Source organism: Rhodopirellula sp. J20-39, from assembly GCF_057365095.1.
In genome coordinates this window covers 3971907-3991838 of sequence record NZ_CP195123.1, presented here as the reverse complement: position 1 = coordinate 3991838, position 19932 = coordinate 3971907, and the positions used below count along the sequence as shown (strand labels likewise).

The following is a 19932-nucleotide window of genomic DNA, read 5'->3' as shown; positions in this document are numbered from 1 at the left end:
TGGCGTAGCCGTGCAAACGATCTAAACCAGGAATCACTTTATTACCGTATTAAATCATAGATAACCAACGCTTCGGCTGCGTGGTTGGCCGCCGGATATCGCCGCCGAGCGGCTGGAATAGCTACTTCCGCAGCATTGTTGTCCGGCTTGTACTTACGATGCAACGAGCGATGGTGGGTAGCGAGCTTCTCGTCGCCAATCCATGTGTACAGTTCCGCGAGGTTAGCGTGCGCGGTTACGTTTTCGGAATCGGTTTCTAAAACGCGTTCAAATTCGCTGGTCGCTTCACGGCGATAAAGTTCCAGCTCACTTCTGTCGCCCCGGACCTCGGCTCGCTGAGCAAGATCGACTAGCGTTAACCCGAGCTGGTTGCGAACCTCATAATCCAAGGAAAAATCGAACCCTCGTTCGACCACACGTGTTTCCAGAACGCCACGTAACGATTCCGCAGCGGCATCCAGATTTCCCTGTTGGCGGTTGACGATTCCACTGAGCCAACTGTGCGTCCACGATGGTGGTGGTGGGTCCATCGTCGAAGCTCGTCGCAGTGATTCGGTCGCACCGTCGAGGTCTCCTTCGGCGAACTGCACACGAGCCATGTTCATCGGACCATCGAACCGTCCCAACTCCTCGACGCGGCGGAACGCATCGCCGGCTTGCTTCAGCTCCGCCTTGCCCTTCAGGAACATTCCAATCCCATAGTCATTCCAGCGTTGCCATAGGGGAATTGAATGGCTTTGTTCGCTATCCTCAATCGCTTCGCTTTCCTGCCCCATTTCCAAAACCAGCTTATCGCTGCAGATCTCGATAATCGGCAAGTCATTGGGATCGCCCGGCTGCCCCAAGTCCAACGGATCCCGTTCTGGATCGCGGTCACGCCGGATGTAATCGAGGTACTCGGTGTCGAACTTACGATAAAGCAATCGAGCGACAATCTCGATCGGCTCAGTCGACTCACTCGGCATCGTGACCCGATAATGAATTGTCTGCCCAGCACCCGGTGGAATTTGATGGCTGTATAGCGGAGTGAAAATATCTTGAGCGTTGCGGCGATTGATCCGATTGCCCTCACGATCCAGCATGAACGTGTTGACGAAGTGCGAATCAGGATCCACTGCCTCTCGATCGTCACGGTGCCCACTTCGGCCGATCACCTCACCGTTTTGCGTCGCAGTCAACTCGACCCAAATCTGGTTCGAATCCGTCGTGCCTTGGCTGAAGTGGTGCCCCAGCTTCATCGTTCGCAAAACCGTTTCAAGCAAATAAGTCTGGCCTGGCTCGACAACAGCCCGATCACCCAGCGGAGCAATCAGGTCGTCGCTAACCAATTCCCCCTTGCGCAGCCCGAAAAGATCGACGCGCAACGTTCCCTTCAAGTAGTCACGATGCCGCTCAATCCCGTTGTCATCACCCAACCAATAGGCAAGCGCTGAATTGGCACTCGGGAACGAATGGTCATGCACTCCCAACGCATTCAACTCATCCATCAAGCGAGCTCCGAAATCGTCACTTGCCATCGCGGGCATGTGGCAACCGTTGCAGTTCGATTGGGCTTGCGGCGGGTAATAGAAACTTCTCGCTCCGTGTCCCGAAACGCCGGACAATAGATAGCTGTCGTAGTGGTTCTGGCCACGCAAGAAGTCTTTGTAATTAGTGACGCTACCGGGCAACGAAACCTTGTGGCACGTGCTGCAGAACTCAGCTTCTTTATGGAACGGTTTCAACATTTCGTGTTTGTGAAACGCAGGTTTCGCCTTCACCATCAACGAATTCAGTTCCTGCAACAGCGGATTTTCGCTGTACGTGAACGGATAGTGAACCGGCTCGTCGATGGTGTAGTCGGCGTTGCCCACGTTGCTATCGACGGACTGGATCGCGTGACAAACCGCACATGTGATGCCAGCTTGCGATGTCGGATTGTCGACGTCGTCGTAATTCGGATCGTCAAACTCGCCGGAAAAGAATGGGACCGGATCGTGACATCCGGCACACCAACGCGAGGCCTGCATTGAGCCCATTCGCTCCATCGATACCTTGCGGGTTTCCCGCACGGACGCTCGGTAAGCCGGGTTATTGAAGCTGCTTAATCGGTGAGCGCTGTGAATCGCCGAATCGTAGATATCTTTATGACAACGAAGGCAATAATCGTCGTTCATTAACGTTTTTGCGGCAACGAACTTGCCCGAAGTAGTTCGAGCCAACGAGGGCTCGAAGTACTTGTCACCATCGATGGGTGCTTTGTCGGTACTGACACGCGGGTTGGATCCCTGGAAGGCGATCATCACACCGACCAATACCGCGATCGCCAAACCAACGCGTCGCCCGATGTGCCATTTGATTCGCGATCCCACCAGCCGGTGCAACCAATAGAGCCAAACGACGACAAGTGGAGACAGCAGGTGAAGCCAATAAACGACGTTGCGACTGGTCGGATTAACGATCGCCAGCGAACCGATTCGCATTAGCAGCAAACCGGTCACCAAGATCACAATCGAAATCGCAAGTAAGGCGTACCCGATCTTGACCGCTCGTCGATTTCGGCGGTGTCTGCTACGGACCATGTGCAAGAAGCCGAAGCCAAGGGTCGGCAAAATGATCAACAGCCCCAAACCGAGATGAAGCAAGAACATCAACTGATAGAAGTGCGTCTCGTAAACGTCACCACTGAAGTACTGCAACCAAGTGATGGAAGTCAGATACAAGCCGTTGGCGAACAACACCCCAAAGAGCGTTAACACGACGAACAACACTCGCTGAAGTCGCGGTGTAACTGGACGGATCGCTGGTTTGGGTTTCGGCGAATTCACGATAGACTGCACAGACAACAAAAACAGGGAAACAAAATACTTCTACTTAACAAACCGCATCGTGGGCGCGCTGGGTTGTCGATACCAAAACGATCGAAAAGTCTGCGATCGGCTTAGATGTTCTTGGTTCAGAACATCCACCTTTTGCAGTGCGCTGAACTCGCTGGTATTCGGCGGATACTCGGTCATAGCTCGAAACGGAAGCGGCCCGGTCTGTTGTCCGGTCAACGTATTCAAATCCGCATCTTTGTCCCAACCAACGTTGTGCAAAATGAAGTCGCGGACCCAACCGTCCGGTGGACCCTGCTCCGGAGTCGCGAATTGCAACTGCACCTCGTCACCCGAACTGATCACAACCATGCGATCATCCCATTGCTGGACCAGGTCCAAACAATCTCCCTCGCGAGTTAACTGCCCACGCAACGGTGGCCAGCGTGATGCGGTTGAGGGATCCTGGTAGTCGTACGTGTCAGGACGACGCGATCCATTATCTACCGCTCGTGAAAACCCATGAAAGTCAACTCGAGCCGACAACAACTCCACATCATACGAAACCGTCTCGGCAGCTTCCTTCTGGACGACCACCTCGGCGCTATCCCAATAGATCTGTGCCGATGTGCGAATTCGGAAACGAGGGTCATCACGGTTCACGACGTCCGTTACATCGACCACTATCGTCTTAGTTTTGCCGCCGGGGAACCCCATGTAAGGAATCGCATTTCGCCAACCGGTTTTGGCGTTCGTATCGGGAACCCAAACGGACGGAAATTCGATAGGATCGAGCTCAGGGTTCTGGTCGATCTGAATGTTCAGCGACGCATCGGTCGGCATGATCCAACCGGTCAACACCAGATAGATCGATGATGAATCAACCGCGGCTTTGCCTGCCGAAGTCGGTTCCACGAACTCGCCAAAGTCCAAATCGATCCAGTGCGGTGGACACAACCCCTGACGCAATCGTCGGTCAAAGCCTTGCACGAACTCTTGGTCCTGGCTGGCGATCAACGCGGTAACATCCTGGCCGGTAGTATCCAGAGCCGAAACAACTTTCTTGCGGTCGTTACTTGCGAAGGCAAACAGGGTCGGTGTTGAGATGCTCGGCGGCCCCACCTTTTCATTTGTCCAAATTTCCACGTCGGCAGGGTGATCAACCACGGTCAGTTGAACGTGATCCAAGTAGGCAACCTCCCATAATTCTTCGGTGATCCGAAATTCGTATCGATCGTTCTTGGGAACGATGTTGGCACCGTCGATCTTCAGATATTCCCAGGGACGATCTTTCGCGACCACATCCCAAGCGACCTGAAGTCCTAACGGAGCCGCCCACAAGCAATCGGTTACGAAGGCATATTTGTCGCCGTCCCACGCATAGAGATAGGGACACGATCCCTTCAACGTTTGCTCTTCTTCCACAACCGTATCGATTTTGGGATCCGCAATAGTCTTCGTCAGCCCGTTGGGAAGGATTGCCCGAACGCTGCTGGCATTGGCAACGTTGCTGATACCGAAGTGAGTCGCTGGTGACGTAACGATTCGAGATCGATAATGCGGACCGAATCGGACCTCCAAAACGCTGCCAATCGCAAAGTGATTCACACGACCACTGGCGTTGTCGTCAATCCCCTTGAATCGAAGATCAATAAAGTGACCAAGGTCTTCGGACTCATTTGTGGCGACGTTGACGGAACTCTGTGACACGATTGCTAAATCTACTCCGCCATCGGAATTGAAGTCAGCGGCGGCGATCGATCGTGCTTCATCGGCGGCAATACCGTCGACGGTCTCCCACTGCGTCCATCCCCAAGGTCCAATTCGAGCAAACTGGCCGCCGACAACGACTTCCATCCAGGAATCATTATCGAGGTCGGCTACAGCATGTCTTGAGCGACCGATTCTTTCAGATAGTGGCGAGCTCACATCAACCCGATCAATCACCCAAGATCCGGCATCGGCGGTGTGCGAAAATACAATCGCGGCGGAGTCCGAACCGCTGACAATCAAGTCCCACGAAACGTTTCCATCGACGTCTTCCACCGTGATCGCGTTAGCGCCATCAATCGCCGGGACATCGCTCAACGTTCGACCACGGAACTGAAGGTGCAACAAGTTTTCGAGCATTCCAACCCGCCCACTTGTCGCGTGCGTGGTCACAATATCCAAATCTAAATCGCGGTCCAAATCAGCGATGGCCAGTGAACTGACCGGATCCTCGACACCAAAATCATTGCCCAAGTCCGGCAATTCAAAGAACGTTCGATTTCCGCGATTGATGAAGATTCGCACGCCGTCGTCTTGGGTTGCGAAGACCAAGTCCAAATCGCCATCCGCCTCTAGATCGCCGGTCACCGCCGACACGACGCCCGTTAAATCGCCTAGCCCGGTCTTTGCCGTTACCAACTGCAATCGGGAATCAGCCGACACCTGGCTTCCCCCGTCGACACTGACGACGCGAACACCTTCGTCGCCATAGACGACCAGATGCTGAAACGTGTCATGCCGAGAGCCCGAGTTGGGCACTCCGGAAGCCGAAACGGTTCGGTCGGATCGCCGACGTCCAGGTTCACTGCTATCGACTACATATAAGTCCGCGACAATCAAACCCGCTGGCTGAATATCCAACTTCAACTTGGCTGCTGTCGCCCAACCATCGTCGCCGTTGCTTAGCAAACGCAGGTTGCCTTTCTGATCGACAACGACCAAATCCGGATCCAGATCTAAATCGAAGTCAATTGAAACGACGTGTTCAAACCCCTCCGTGTCGGCCACCTCTTTCGGCTGAAAGGTGAGTTTGCGATCGGCTTTGGCAATAGGAGCCTCCTTCGCTGCATCGGCTGACAACTTCCTTAGAAAGTCAAAGCTCAATCGATCCAGCGGGTGTGGTGAGGCTCGGCGGCGGTCGGTTTTAACCAATTCGCTGCTGTTGAGTACGTTGAACATCAGCATGTTGCGACTCTCGGCAGTGGCCCATTCTTCACCTTCGATTGCCGACACAATTTCGTCGACCAAGCCGTCTGGCGTCAGCCCGATTTTTTCGGTTTGGATGGCGATGGTTGGCTTGATCGCCACAGTCAATTCACCAACCCGACGAGCATACTCAGTCGCATTCTGATTCTTAGCTTCGATATTTAGCCGTGCCGCTCGCATTGCAAAGAACAGATTGTCGGGGTGCCGATCCGAAAGCACTCCCAATGTCTTCGCCGCCTCCGACAATACGTTTCGGGGAAGTCCATCGAGGGGATCTTCCATCAACTCCAACACCTGAATCAGCGTGCCGCCCAGGATCATGGATTGCGGCTCGTCCCCTAGATCGCCTTGGACCGCTTTAGCCAAACGCTGATAGACTTCGCGTCGCATCGATCGAGTCATCGATCCGGGCAACAGCGACGCTTCGTGCAAATCAACGCGTGCATTCAACCAAACCTTCGTGACCTGGTCTCCCCCTCCGCTCGCGTACGCCTCGATCGCTTGACGAGCCCCTGAGATCGTGTCAGGCAACTTTGATCTCGCGTCTTGCTTTTGCGCCGCATCCAACGTTGCGTTGGTCGCCTTGGACGACAAATCATCCAGTCGCAGCACTCGGTTCAGAGCGAGATTCAATGCAATCGATGCATTACCTGGATTCAAAGCGTGAAGCTGGGTCCACTTCTCGTCCGCGGTGGCCATCTCCAGATTCTCAGTCTGGGCCAGTGCTGAACGCGTCAACACCAATTGGTCCGCACTGGCTAAACCCGAACCGCCCGTTTTTTCTTCACCGGTCGGTCCAGCAGGCCCATTGTTCAGTCCAATACCTCGCCCGATCGCGAAATACAAGATCGCGCCCACCGAAATGAGTGCGCCAGCAGTGAGGGCAATCGGAAGGAACCCGGACCGCTTTGTTTGCGGCTGATCCGCTGATAACGCTTCCGGCTTCGCGCCAGCGTCCTGGCTCTGACGAGAGTGTCGCTTCGGCTTTCTTTTACTCATTGATATCCAAAATCGTTATTCCAATAAGAAGCCACGATCACTCAGTTAAAGCCAAACACCCGGCGAAACCATTCACCGTACTTCCAAAGGCCGGTGCAGCACACCAAGACCACCCATTTTGCCTGAGGTGCTGTCTGCTTTGCGAAGGCCGTCTGCCCTGCGAAGATAGTGAACACTCGGTCAGACTATTCTGCCAGAGTGTACCTCTATCAAAGTGCATTCCTCTATCACCAAGCATAATGGCGCAAGCCGCCCGGTTTGTCACTTTACCGACCGCCTGCTTCGTCCAGGCTGGTCGCAACGCAGCAAAAAATCAATCAAGTGGCGCCATCTCGGTAGCCTACACGAGGTCGCTCCGCCTAGCGATATATCGTGATTCGAGATCGCAAAGAGGATCCACGTTTTCATGTGGAATACGAACCGTTTCGCAAGTCCACCGGCTGTGACGTTACCAGAATCGGTTAAGCCATAATTTCGTGAATCGGCTCTGTTTCCTCCACTCCCACCAACCGTTGATCCAGACCGCCATAAAAGTAGGACAAACGATTAGGATCCAGGCCAAGCTGATGCAGGATGGTCGCATGAACGCGGCGAACGTGCAGCCGATCTTCCACCGCAATGGAGCCGAGTTCGTCGGTTTTACCGAAACTAACGCCGCCTTTGATACCGCCACCCGCCATCCACATGGTGAAGCCATAGGCATTGTGATCACGCCCCGTGCCCTTAGCGTATTCCGCCGTCGGCTGGCGACCGAACTCGCCACCCCAAACGACTAAGGTTTCATCCAAAAGCCCACGTTGCTTCAAATCCTTTAGCAATGCGGCCACGGGTTGATCAGTCTCGCCAGCATGCTTGGTATGGTTCTCGACGAGGTCACCGTGCGCGTCCCAGTTCGCATCGTTATGCGCACCACCTGAATAGATCTGAATGAAACGAACACCGCGTTCGACCAAACGCCGAGCCATCAAACATTGCTTCCCGAAGTAGCGAGTCTTTGGTTGGTCAACCCCGTACAGCTTTTTCGTCTCGGCCGACTCCTGCGCCAACTCGACCGCTTCGGGAGCCGTGCTTTGCATCTTATACGCCAACTCGTAACTGGCAATCCGAGCCGCCAACTGAGAATTCCCCGGATGCGCGGCCGCATGTTCCTCGTTGTATCCACGCAACGTGTCCAACATCCGGCGCTGGGCGGAATCCGAAAGCTCTCCTGGCCGATTCAGATCCAAGATCGCAGTACCCTCACTCCGAATCACGACGCCTTGGTAGGTCGCGGGCATGTAACCGCTGGCCCAATTCTTCGCCCCACTGATTGGCCCGCCTGACTTATCCAACATGACGACGAAGCCCGGCATGTTTTCGTTTTCGCTGCCCAATCCGTAGTTAATCCAAGAACCAAGACACGGACTGCCGCTTTGGATCTTACCGGAATTCATTTGCAACATCGCTGAACCGTGGATAGGTGAATCCGCCGTCATACTGTGCAAAAACGTGATGTCGTCAACACAGGTCGCGACGTTAGGAAACAATTCCGAAACCCACTTGCCACATTCGCCGTGCTGTTTGAACTTCCATCGCGGCTCAACAATACGTCCTTCGTTTTTATGGCCGCCTCTACCGAACGTTTTGACCTCGATCGTTTTGTTGTCCATCCCGATCATGCCAGGCTTGTAGTCGAACGTGTCAACGTGACTCGGACCTCCGTACATAAACAGGAAGATCACCGACTTTGCCTTGGGAGCAAAGTGAGCCGGTTTGGCCGCCAACGGATTCGGCCACGCGGCAGTACCGTCAGCCGTCGTCTCTTGCCCAGCCAAAAAAGACTTGTCCAGCATTCCCGCCATCGCCAAGCCAGTGAATCCTCCACCAGCCTGCCATAGGAACTCGCGACGTGTTCGATTGCAAAAGTTTTGATTCATGACTTTCCACTATTCGATGTAAACGAATTCGTTCAAATTCAACGCCAGCAAACAAAACGTGCGAAACGCCTGGACCGAGGTCATCGAGTCCTGTGTCTGCAATTTCTCGACAAACTCCATTCCACGCTCGACCTCCGAATCCGTAGGATATCGCTGGGTCACCCGTCGAAGCACTTCGGCAACCTGCTCAGCCTGTTCGGTGTTCGATTCGATCACTGAATCCGCTAGCAAACGAGCCTGCTCATTTGTGAAATCACTGTTCATCATCCCCAAAGCCTGAGTGGGTTGGGTCGTGATGAACCGTACCGGACACGTATTATCCGTATCAGCGGAATCGTTCGTAGCGAGAATCGGAACCGGAAGCGATCGTTTTACGTGTATGTAGATACTTCGCCGACGACGTTCCTCTTCCGATGAATCGCCCCAACCCTTGCCTGGCTGCGATTGCCCCGCCAGCACTTCTTTGGGCTGAATGGGAAAGAAGCTAGGACCGAACATCCTGCTGAGGTTCAACTGCTGGTTCACCGCCAAAATCGAATCACGGATCTCCTCCGCAGTTAGCCGCTTCAAATCGAACCGCCACAAGCGATCATTCGCCGGATCGATCGCGTAGGCTTCTTCGTTGTACTTCCCAGACATCCGGTAAGCGTTCGAACGCATGATCAACCGGTGCATCGCTTTGACGCTCCAGTCGTGGGAAACGAATTCAGCCGCCAGCCAATCCAACAATTCAGGATGGGTGGGCGGATCGCCTTGAAAACCAAAGTCGCTGGACGTTCGCACGATTCCTCGGCCAAAGTGATATTGCCATAAACGATTGGCCATCACGCGAGCAGTGAGCGGATTATCCGGACTGGCTAACCATTTCGCTAACGCCAACCGCCGACCAGTCGATTCTCCATGGTCGGGCTCCACAATGTCAGGTTCTGGCGGCGATAACACCGACACGAAGCTGGGCTGCACTGCCTTCCCCGTGATGTTTGCGTTTCCTCGCACACGGATGTAGCTGGTTGGTGCTTTTGAGCCGTTTTCCTTCACAGACAAGATCTGCACCTGTCCAGGCGGACTGGCTTCGAGCCGCGATCGTTCTTTGATCGCCGCCGTATAGGCATCAAATTGTTTCTGAGTGATTGCGGTACCGATCCGTTGTTTGACCAAACGTTTCCGGTTTGCCGAGTGGGCAAACTCGTCGTGCTCGACCGGCTGAAAATCCGCCTTCACGACTGCCTCGATTACTTCGATACGATGACGCACGTGGTTAAGCTTCGCTTGATGCAAACGAACCTCATCTTCGGTGACCGAACCACCGAGAACTTTCCGGATCGAAGCCTTTTCGACCGAGCTATCGCTACTGACACCATAGTGCCGCACGTTTTCGAAAAACGACAACATGCTGTAGTAGTCGGACTGCGGAATCGGATCAATCTTGTGATCATGGCAGCGTGCGCAATCCACCGTCAGCCCAAGAACTGTCTTGCAAGTCACGCCCAATAGATCATCCAGTCCATCGAACCTTGCTTGCAACTTGTCGGCTGGTTCATCGTCCCAAGCACCAAGTCGGTAATACCCCGTTGCGATCAATTCTTCATGCGAGGGATCGGGTAGCTCATCTCCTGCTAATTGCTCGACGAGAAACTGATCATAAGGCTTATCCTGGTTGAACGATCGAATCACATAATCTCGGTAACGCCACACGAACGGCTTAGCATCGTCGCGTTCAAAGCTGTTCGTTTCGGCATAACGAACAAGATCCAACCAATGCCGCCCCCATTTTTCACCGTAGTGCGGCGACTGCAGAAGCTCATCAATCAGTTCTTCGTACGCGTTGGGATCTTCATTTCGTTCGAATGCCTCGACCTGAGCGGGCGTTGGCGGTAAACCAATTAAGTCATAATAAGCCCGCCGGATCAGTTGAGTCTTCGAAGCTGGCGGCGTTGGTTGAAGCCCGACCTCCTCTAATTTGGCGAGCACGAAAGCGTCAATCGGATTGCGCGTCCACTCATCCTGAACAACGCGCGGAATCTCGGGTCGCTGAACAGGCTGAAACGACCACCACTTTTTGGTTTCCTCGTTGACCTGGGGAACCGACGAGTGATTTTCCGCCGCGATTTCGACTTCCTCGGCTGCGGGAATCGGCACGCCCAATTCAACCCATCTAGCGAGAACCGAAATCTTATCCGCCGACAATTTTCCTTCCGGCGGCATCTCATAAGTGTCATAGTTGATTGCGCGGACCAGCACACTTTGCGAGACATGATCCGGATCGATCGCCGATCCGGAATCACCGCCCCGCCGAATCGCCTCCATCGAAGTCAACGCAAACCCGCCACTCAGGTCGCTGGGATCGTCGCCGTGACACTCAAAACAGTGCTCCATCAAGATTGGTTTCACCTGCGAAAGATAGAAATCGGCATGGTCATCGCCGGAATCTTTACCTTTAGCGTTCGCCTCAAAGGCGACTAATCGTGACGTTGCCAATATCGCAAACAGAGACGTTCGCACGACTAAACGGACGAGCCGATTCACGGAACCTAAGGATAGGACCATACCGCAATGACACTGGAAGGAAACTGGTGGGGAAGGCGGGCGTCATCAAAAGTAAGAAAGACGTTTTCAGTCACGACAGGACTGTTAATCTCAAGCGATCGGACTAGTGATGCCGTGTGTCGTCAAACAACGAATGTATGCTTTCCCAACCGTAACGTTCACACCGAAATCAAACCGTTGCGATTACCTTGCAACAGGGTTCAGTAGGGTTCGTCAGCGTGCATGGAAAGTACAACACATCGTGGACTCGATGACACGTGTCGATTCTACAATATTTCCACGCGCACAACGGGCATTCACATGTAGCCGCTGTAAATTTCTTGTCCCGGTGGCATTTGTTACTCATTGGCAAAATTGGCTTTTCCACGCGGCGAAGGAACGATTGCAGCAAGATCTTACCGCGATAGAGTCATCGCTACTTCTCTTCACGATCGGGCTTGGCTGCCAACGTTTCCTTGCGGTAATCACCACGGCTGAAATAACGTTCCAGCCAAACGTAGGCGACGATGAAGAAGTAGCGACTACCCATTTCGGTGATCTTCAACTTCGCTAACCCAGTCCGACGATTTCGCCATGTAATTGGCATTGTCGTCCATGTATACCCGCGGACGATTGCTTTCAATGGAAGCTCTACGGTTAGATTGAAGTGCGGTGACAAGAACGGCCGGCATCCTTCAATCGTGGTTCGTCGGTAAGCCTTGAAAGCGTTGGTCGTGTCGTTCAGCTTGATGCGAAACAAAACTTTGATGAACCAGTTCGCGAACCGATTCAGGCGCAACTTCAACCATGGGTAATCGATCACACCGCCTCCCTTGACGAATCGGCTACCGAAGACGCAATCCCATCCTTCGTTTAGTAACTTCCAATATCGAACAACGTCGCGGCAATCATCGGACTCGTCCGCCATCATGATGACCACCGCGTCACCGTCACTGACTTCGATCCCGTACAAGATGGCACGCCCAAATCCATTCAACCCGGAATTTTGCACAGGCTTCAAAACGTCCAGTCGGTCCCGCAATTGCTGCAGACTTTCCCAGGTTCCGTCCGTACTGCCATCATCGACGACCACAATCTGGTGTGGAACTTCTTGTAGCCGAAGTTCCAGATGCAAGTGTTCAACGGTCGAGGCAATGCATCCTTCTTCATCCCGAGCGGGAATCACGACTGATAACAGCGTTAACGGCTTGCTGTTGGGATTGGAAGGAGATGCGGACTTCATCAATTCAATAGTGAGTGGAAACCATCGTGGGCAGAACAAGAAGCGACTGGCTGTGCAATCAAGCGAATGACCGAATCGCTAAATCGACCCCGATGATATCATCATCGCCGCCCATTACATGCGTCCGAGTCGCCCGGATCATGCGTGTGAAAGCAATTTATTTGGTGAGAGACAGAATAATCGGTTCGGTCGCCGACCGTATCGAATCGATTAGTTCTTGATCCATGAACCGATAATCGTCAGGAATATCGAGCACCAAAATGGTCAAGTACCTGGTCTCGCCAGGAAAATCCGCCAAGAGGCGTTTGTGGTGCTTGCTTTCCATTGTCAATACAACGTCCGCCCATGCCAGGTCATTCGGCTCGATTGTTCGCGCGGCGGAACGGCTTGTTCCACGGGATCTCACATTCACCCGAACGTCGTCCTGGTAGATCTTCTCCACTGTGGGACTACGCCACTGATTCTTGCTACAAACAAACAGAACGTTGATTCGGTTCATAATTTCGCGCCAGGATGCCAGACAAACGATCGATGAATGATACGGGCAACCTGACTGGCTAGATTAGCGAAGACAGCCTTTGCGGTTTTTATGAAATCGGGCGTGTTGATTAGAACAACCTCTTGAAAGAGGCACTCGAGAGGGAAATCGGATCCAATGGAAGAGCATCGCAAATTCTTCGAACGCACGGCTATCAACAATGAATTGGTTTGAAAGACTAACTGGCATCGACAAAGAATCGCTCGAACAGGTTCGTCGTCGATTGTCCATCAGCGGCGATCGCATCGTATGCCCAAACGGAAACCGATTAGCTTTTGGTCGGCTGGAACTTCCCAAGCTATCTGATCTGCGAAGGCGAGTCGCTGATATACCAAGTGGCGAAGGTGGGCTGACAATTCGAGAACATGTTGGCGATGTTCGCCAGTTACACGCGTCCGCTGAAAATGCAAATGCATTGTTTCAAGTCGCCTCGCAATTCAACCTGTTGGAAATGGCCAGCCCGACTGTGACCCCTGAACGCGGTGTAGGCATCTACGAACACGATCCCACCCAGGGACCTGCTTGCGCCATCGCATGCGGCGCCGGCACAATCTATCGAAACTATTTCGCTCGTGTGCCTTTAGTCGCACATGAACATGATGGCCCACATACGACTGGGCAGACGGCTGAACACCAACTCGATTGCGCGGCCGAACTGGGTATCGCGCTAGGCCAATCAGGTAAGTCACTATGGAATATGCAGAACGGCTATCTGTTCCCGACCGATATTGGCCTGCAGCAGATTACCAACCAATTGCAAAACGCGACTACCGACGAAATTTGTCAGCTACAAGGCGAACTTCGAATTGGTATGCAGTGGAACACAACGGTGACGTTACCCGGCATCGATCACACGGTTTCACAGGCGTACTGTTCCGCGTTGCCCGTCGCCTATGGACGGCAGCCTGTCGAAGACTGGACTGCGTTCGCGAAATTGGTTCTCGATGCCGCTTACGAAGCCACACTTTGCGCCGCAATTGTTCAAGCATCGAGCACCGGTGTAGATAAGGTCTTCCTAACCTTGTTGGGCGGCGGTGTATTCGGAAACCGAGACGAATGGATCATCTCGGCGATCGAACGGGCGGTCCAAAAGTACCGCCATTTTAATCTCAACGTAGCGATTGTCTCGTATGGTCGGTCAAAACCAATGGTCGCTGACTTGGTCTCGCGATTGAACAAATAGAGAAGCTCGTCGCAATAGAATGCTTTTCCAAACCTCTCGCCCGTCGCAAAGACGAGGGCGAGAATCGCAATAGACATTACGCAGCGGCATCGCCGCTACATGCTTGGAACGAGTTCGGCATTCACGCCGAGTGTGCCCTTCAGCGCCGAAGAGCTATGATCCAAAACGAAAGGACCAACGTTTCGGTCGAAGTGCAACAACATGACGGTTTCCTTGCTCGGAACGGAGACTCGCGTCGGCGTAAAGTTCGCCTGATACACCTCGCCTTGAGTCACCTTCACCTCATCGATTTTGCCGATAAACGGACGAGTTACCTCGCCGCCCTTACCAGGATCGGCACCCACATAAAGAGGCAATCGGTTCACCGTACGCTTGCCCTTGCCCGGCGTTGAACTGACCATCTTCCCGTTGACATAAAAGCGAACCTCGTTCCCGTCGTAGACGCCAGCCAAGTGGGACCATTGGTTTTCAGTCAGGACGTCTTTGGCACGAGCGGTCGCGTACTTCTTACCCAGATGCAAACTGAATTGCGGAACGCCTTCTTTCATGAAGAGTGCAAATTCACTGTTGTGCATTTTTGCAACGATCCCTTGCTCGCCAGTAAGTTCGGATGGGTTCACCCAAGCTTCCAAGGTGAACGGGCCATTGGGAAGCGGTAGATCGCCGGACTCGATTCGCAAAACCGACTTGCCGTCACGAACGTGAAGGCAACGATTTTCGGCGGTCTTGAAATAGTCCGCTGGAACCGCGGCAAGGTTCAACGACACTGGCGTGGACGTGGGCGGCAAGCTGATCCGGGCCGAGGCCCCCAAATACTCTTTCTCGAAAATCAACCTTGGCACGCTTAGTTCGGATTCGGAATCAGCAACACGGCGAAGTGCAATTTCGAGCTTCTTCGTTTCGCCTGCCTGAATCGTGAAGTGATCGTGGTCCAGCGACGTCAACCAATCACGCGTTCCGGGATCAAACGAAACCGTCACATCGATACTTCGCGGCGCTGAATTTTTCAGTTCGTAAACCACCACGCCAGATCCATTACCGTCGAAGTCCAATTGCACAGTGTTACTAAGTTGCTTTGGACGGATCTTGCGAACCGCGTCGACTTCGGCCAAGAATTCAGGCGTGAAGTCGGTCGGATCGATCACGGCACCCACCGGCAATGCCGCCACGGTTACGGATTCTGGACGAACAGTGACAATGTTGAGGTGATGCAAGTAACCCGCACCTGGGATGTCTGCCGACAAGTGTCCTCCGGTTGTGGCCAACGCGTAATAGGCGATGCCATCTTTCGGACCGTCGTAACGCATGTGGTGAATATGCCCAGCGAACACAGCGCTAACGTTGCCTGCGTCACGGAGCATCCCATGCACAACGTCCCAATTTCCGCCTTCGTAACCACCACCAATCCAACGGGGGTGATGAAGGAAGACGAACACATGATCAAGATCTTTGTGTTGCTCAAGAGCTTGCTTCAAGAAGCTCAACTGCTCGTCACTCATCGTTTGTAAACGACCTTCGCTAAAGCTCTTTTCATTTGTTTCCGAATCGCCCTCATCGCTATACAGTACAACGAATCCAGAATTCTTGTGTTCGAACGAGTACCACAATGGGCCAAAGTGTTTCTCGTAGTTGGATTCGTGGTGTCCTTGGGGCGCGTCGCCCTTGCCACGCCAGTACACGTCGTGGTTACCTGCGACGGGGAACCAACGCATTTTCAGTTTTTCCATGATGTCCCGATACTCGGTCATCTCCGACATCCACTGCGGCGCTTCGTTGTAACCTTGAACGAGGTCGCCGACCGTCATCACGAGGTCTGGATCAAGCAAGTTCGTGTCAGCAACGGCCTGTTCAAGAACCTTCAAACCTGCTGGTACACCGCTGGTTCGATCTCCATAGATCACAAAGTGAAAAGCGTCCTCTTCGGTCGCTAGAGGCAAAACCTTTGATTCGCCTCGGGTCGTGAAAGGTTTAACCGATGTTTCATGCGAGTGGTCGTGGGCATGACCGTGTGCGCCTTCGTGCGCACTAACCGGCGAGTGGATGCAAAGCGTGACAAGCATGGATGCTGCAATTGTCAGGCGAAACGGGAGGCAATTCATAGAGTCCATTTCAAGGGGTGGAACGGGAGTTGATATGTCAATAGTTGCGTCACGCTTATGTCAAGTTCGGCATTCGAACGGGTCGGTGGCGCGGGGCAAGAACCTATCTTGCGCATGCGTAGATTCGGTTAAGAACAAGCGCGGGAATGATGAAAGAAAAACGCTTCGCCGCGACGCTTCTGAGGTCGGCACTTTTGTGCTACCGACAGCCCCCTCTATAGACCACGACACGCCCTTCCCATCGGGGTACACGCTGCCACAGCTATAGAAAAAAATGGATTTGCGAAATCGGCGAAGGGGACGCAATGCATCCTTGGCGGCTGCTAAAGAAGCAGCGTTCGATGTTGTGAACTGGCACGCCGACGTTCATCGAATCTTAGCATTCTCATAGCCGGAACTACGCATTCGGTTTGTATTGTCTGCCGCGTTGAAGCCCGCCAACGGAATGTGTGTTGGATTATGTCGGGCATTCGAAAACTAACCTTTCAAGGAGGACATGCGTGTCCATCGTCAACCGAGTCCCACAAGAAGCAGCCTTAGAAGAAACACAGACAACTGCACTCAGCCAACGGTCCGCTCATCGTTGTGGATTCACTTTGGTCGAATTACTAGTCGTCATCGCCATCATTGGCGTTCTTGTCGGCTTACTACTGCCCGCCGTACAAGCGGCACGCGAAGCAGCTCGCCGAATGAGTTGCCAGAACAACATGAAACAGTTCGGCTTGGCCATGCATAACCACATGGCGGCCTTCCAGGCGTTCCCACCAGGAAGCGTCAACTACGACGAGTCCGCCAACCGCTACAAAACTGGCGGATGGCAACACGGACAAAACGAAATGGGTTGGCACTGGTTGCCCATGCTATTCCCTTACATGGAACAAACCGCCATGTGGGAAATGGTTCAAACCTGCGAAGATGATCGCAGCGACATCAAGACCCACAACCCATGTGATCACTGCGAATCCATGGACGACAACGACAACTTGGGTCGCGAGCAATTGGCTGGGTTCGACAAGTGCCCAACCGCTCCCAGTGATTACACCCAATTTTCCGACAGCTCGTACGGCCTCGAAGCGTTGGCCAAAGGAAACAGCTACGCAGCAAGTTGGGGATCCAGCGACATGCTGTCGTGGGAAAACACTGAAACACGCGGAGCTTTCGGAACCTATTACGTTGATGAATCAAAGATCATCACAACGAACGGAAGCGACGTTAGCGTTGGTGACCGTTTCCAAAATCGCAACGGAATGCGAAGCCGCGACTTCCTGGACGGACTTAGCAACACTATGGCCATGAGCGAAATTCTGTCCGCAGGAAATTCCAAGGACATCCGCGGCACCTGGATGTCTCCTGCCATGGGAGCCACGATCTTCTCCGCGTTCTACAACCCAAACGCAACGGAGAAAGATGTTTTGGCGGCGTGCGATGAAACCATTCCGGACGACGTCCCAGGTCAATTGCCTTGCTTGGAAGAGCGAGATACCGCAGCGATCTACGCAGCCGCTCGCAGCTACCACGTTGGCGGCGTCAATGTGCTGATGGCTGACGGCTCGATTCGATTCGTAACCGATTCGGTCGACAACCTGAATATCTGGCGGCCGATGAGCACCGCCCAAAATCACGAAGTGATCGACGAAGAATAAGCTTCTCTCAAACAACCAATTAAAGGAACTAAAATCGATGAAATCGCAAACCTGTTTTGCAATCACACTGACTCTGTTCGTGCTGACCTGTGTCGGCTGTGGATCTTCCGATGCCGTTAAGCCATCCGAAGAGCAAAATGCATTCGCCAGCGTTGAGGGACTCGGCGACCTTGCTGGCGACGACAGCACTTTCGCGAAAGCGTTCGTTGCCGGAGCCGTGCCGGCGAACCGCAAAGACTACAGCGAACGCGGCTATGAAGTCGCTGGTGAAGCCAATTTCGATGGCGACACCGCAACCGTGCCCGTCAAAATTTTCGGCGGCGTTCATGCGACTGGTACACCGGATGGACGAGGTGCCAAAGCCAGCAAGACAACCGAAACGGAGAAGGTTTGGACGCTCATCCGTGTCGAGGACAAGTGGAAGCTGAAAGACGCTCCACTCAGCTAATCCTTCCCCCTGCAAGCGTTTTTCGGTGTTCGTGAATTCGACGCCGAAAGACGCTCTCGTCGGCCGTCGTCTCGATGAAGCGGCTAGCAAACAAAAACGCAACGCCCCATCGATTTCCTCAGACATCGAACGCGTTGAAACTCAATAACGCAAAGTGGACGTCTTCTGTTGCGAAGACGCCCACCTTTTGCATTCCATACGAACCCTGCACCTACTTTCAGTCACGCGTGTCCAAGAATTTGGCGATCATTTCGACTCACGCCTTCAAGCTTGGCGCCTTCACGATTGGCATCGTCGCGACCACGCTCGCCATCGCACTTTACGCTGCACCGAATACTGACTCGACCGCATTGGTGCCAAGCACCGAGACGGCTGCTATCACCAATCCCCCGATAACTGCTGCCTCCCCGTCGCCAAACCTTGCGCAAGCAGATCCAGTAACAACGCAAAATAAGCCCCACAGCGTTGGCATCGAGCAGCACCTGCCGCCCCAAGTTCAGCATGCAGTGCATGCATGGCGAGACTTTGTGTCAGCCAAATTCGCCGGTGACGAAGCTTGTGCAGAATGCCATCAAGCCGAATACGCTGCCCATCAGCGATCCGGTCATTCCCACACGTTGACCTTGATGGCCAATACACGGTTGGCTCAAAAGCTATGGAAGCAAGCAAGCTATCAAGATCCTCGCCGGGCTCAGGAGTTTCGCTTCACTAAAAGCAATGACACTTTCGTGGTCACCGATCCCGAGAACGCCGCCGGTATCAACGTTCCCGTGACGTGGTTGCTTGGATCCGGCATTCACGCTCAAACACCGATCGCCGTGGATGAGTTCACTCAAAGCGGAGTCGAACTACGCTGGTCCGCTTTCGCAGGCCACGATCAACTCAGCACGACACCGGATCACGAACGATTCGACGAGTTCACGCCGGGGACGATCGATTGCTTCGGGCGACCACTCGACGCGTCCGATATCCGAGCGTGCTTGGGCTGTCACAGCACGCTTTCTTCGCCGCCATCGATCCCAATCATGCAATCGCTGGTGATCGAAAACGTTGGTTGCGAACGTTGCCACGGGCCTCGCAAAGATCACGTATTGCTGGCGAACCAAGGCCTAGCCGAACAAGCCAAGCCGATGCTTAAATTCGAAACCGCCGAAGCCTACATGGATACGTGTGCGGCTTGCCATCGAGATGAATCGTCGGTCAACCCCGATGCCACACCGGCCGAGCTCGCTCGATTCCAGCCGTATGGGCTTCAACGAAGTCGCTGTTATCTGGAAACTTCAGGACACATGACGTGTTCAACCTGCCACGATCCGCACGACACCGTTTCTCATGATCGTGCCAAATCAATCGCCCAGTGCCAACAATGCCACAGTGAAAGTGACACGACGACACATTCTGCAAGCTCCGGTTCTATAGCCGGGAATTCCCCAACCGTTTGTTCCCACCGACCGTCCGGTGATTGCATCGAATGCCACATGCCGGCCGTTCCGTGGGTCGACGGGATCTCGTTCCATGACCACTGGATCCGAGTGCAATGACGCAAACCTTATCCCACCACCACTC

11 protein-coding genes are annotated in these 19932 nt (G+C 53.6%); 4 read left to right on the top strand and 7 right to left on the bottom strand.

Translation table 11 applies throughout. The features are described from left to right. Nucleotides 1-41 precede the first annotated feature (41 nt). The 6 genes from ACR3ZL_RS14535 to ACR3ZL_RS14510 form a co-directional block, all read right to left on the bottom strand. Complete coding sequence (locus ACR3ZL_RS14535) at nucleotides 42-2807, bottom strand: tetratricopeptide repeat protein (protein ID WP_473652400.1); 2766 nt, start codon at nucleotides 2805-2807, stop codon at nucleotides 42-44. Between the two features lie 42 nt (nucleotides 2808-2849). Then, nucleotides 2850-6770: an FG-GAP-like repeat-containing protein gene (locus tag ACR3ZL_RS14530; RefSeq protein WP_473652401.1), complete on the bottom strand. Its 3921-nt coding sequence runs from the start codon at nucleotides 6768-6770 to the stop codon at nucleotides 2850-2852. Between the two features lie 461 nt (nucleotides 6771-7231). After that, nucleotides 7232-8686, bottom strand: coding sequence for a DUF1501 domain-containing protein (locus tag ACR3ZL_RS14525; RefSeq protein ID WP_473652402.1), 1455 nt, complete (start codon nucleotides 8684-8686; stop codon nucleotides 7232-7234). Between the two features lie 9 nt (nucleotides 8687-8695). Continuing rightward, a complete protein-coding gene (locus tag ACR3ZL_RS14520) occupies nucleotides 8696-11233 on the bottom strand; it encodes a PSD1 and planctomycete cytochrome C domain-containing protein (RefSeq protein ID WP_486172719.1) in 2538 nt (845 codons plus the stop codon). Nucleotides 11234-11648: 415 nt separating this feature from the next. Continuing rightward, entirely contained in the window at nucleotides 11649-12455 is an 807-nt protein-coding gene (locus ACR3ZL_RS14515) for a glycosyltransferase family 2 protein (protein ID WP_473652404.1), read from the bottom strand. Nucleotides 12456-12612: 157 nt separating this feature from the next. Then, nucleotides 12613-12954, bottom strand: coding sequence for a low molecular weight protein tyrosine phosphatase family protein (locus ACR3ZL_RS14510; RefSeq protein ID WP_473652405.1), 342 nt, complete (start codon nucleotides 12952-12954; stop codon nucleotides 12613-12615). 199 nt (nucleotides 12955-13153) lie between these two features. Here ACR3ZL_RS14510 and ACR3ZL_RS14505 point away from each other — a divergent pair, with 199 nt between their 5' ends. After that, nucleotides 13154-14176 (top strand): hypothetical protein, encoded by a 1023-nt coding sequence (locus tag ACR3ZL_RS14505; RefSeq protein WP_473652406.1) that lies wholly within the window; start codon nucleotides 13154-13156, stop codon nucleotides 14174-14176. 95 nt (nucleotides 14177-14271) lie between these two features. Here the strand turns inward: ACR3ZL_RS14505 and ACR3ZL_RS14500 are convergent, their stop codons facing one another. Then, a complete protein-coding gene (locus ACR3ZL_RS14500; RefSeq protein WP_473652407.1) occupies nucleotides 14272-16275 on the bottom strand; it encodes a LamG-like jellyroll fold domain-containing protein in 2004 nt (667 codons plus the stop codon). Nucleotides 16276-16871: 596 nt separating this feature from the next. Between ACR3ZL_RS14500 and ACR3ZL_RS14495 the strand changes: the two genes are divergently transcribed. The 3 genes from ACR3ZL_RS14495 to ACR3ZL_RS14485 all read left to right on the top strand — a co-directional run bounded on the left by ACR3ZL_RS14495 (nucleotide 16872) and on the right by ACR3ZL_RS14485 (nucleotide 19907). Next, nucleotides 16872-17918 carry a DUF1559 family PulG-like putative transporter gene (locus ACR3ZL_RS14495; protein ID WP_473653556.1) on the top strand — a complete coding sequence of 349 codons (1047 nt, stop codon included), beginning with the start codon at nucleotides 16872-16874 and terminating at the stop codon, nucleotides 17916-17918. A gap of 37 nt (nucleotides 17919-17955) precedes the next feature. Further along, complete coding sequence (locus ACR3ZL_RS14490; protein ID WP_473652408.1) at nucleotides 17956-18366, top strand: hypothetical protein; 411 nt, start codon at nucleotides 17956-17958, stop codon at nucleotides 18364-18366. Between the two features lie 227 nt (nucleotides 18367-18593). Continuing rightward, nucleotides 18594-19907 carry a multiheme c-type cytochrome gene (locus ACR3ZL_RS14485; protein WP_486172718.1) on the top strand — a complete coding sequence of 438 codons (1314 nt, stop codon included), beginning with the start codon at nucleotides 18594-18596 and terminating at the stop codon, nucleotides 19905-19907. The last annotated feature ends 25 nt before the right edge of the window (nucleotides 19908-19932 follow it).

Coding starts and splice junctions, on each gene's coding strand:
- ACR3ZL_RS14510 (WP_473652405.1), bottom strand. CDS start 12,954: ATGAACCGAATCAACGTTCTGTTTGTTTGTAGCAAGAATCAGTGGCGT.
- ACR3ZL_RS14490 (WP_473652408.1), top strand. CDS start 17,956: ATGAAATCGCAAACCTGTTTTGCAATCACACTGACTCTGTTCGTGCTG.
- ACR3ZL_RS14505 (WP_473652406.1), top strand. CDS start 13,154: ATGAATTGGTTTGAAAGACTAACTGGCATCGACAAAGAATCGCTCGAA.
- ACR3ZL_RS14500 (WP_473652407.1), bottom strand. CDS start 16,275: ATGAATTGCCTCCCGTTTCGCCTGACAATTGCAGCATCCATGCTTGTC.
- ACR3ZL_RS14515 (WP_473652404.1), bottom strand. CDS start 12,455: ATGAAGTCCGCATCTCCTTCCAATCCCAACAGCAAGCCGTTAACGCTG.
- ACR3ZL_RS14525 (WP_473652402.1), bottom strand. CDS start 8,686: ATGAATCAAAACTTTTGCAATCGAACACGTCGCGAGTTCCTATGGCAG.
- ACR3ZL_RS14520 (WP_486172719.1), bottom strand. CDS start 11,233: ATGGTCCTATCCTTAGGTTCCGTGAATCGGCTCGTCCGTTTAGTCGTG.
- ACR3ZL_RS14530 (WP_473652401.1), bottom strand. CDS start 6,770: ATGAGTAAAAGAAAGCCGAAGCGACACTCTCGTCAGAGCCAGGACGCT.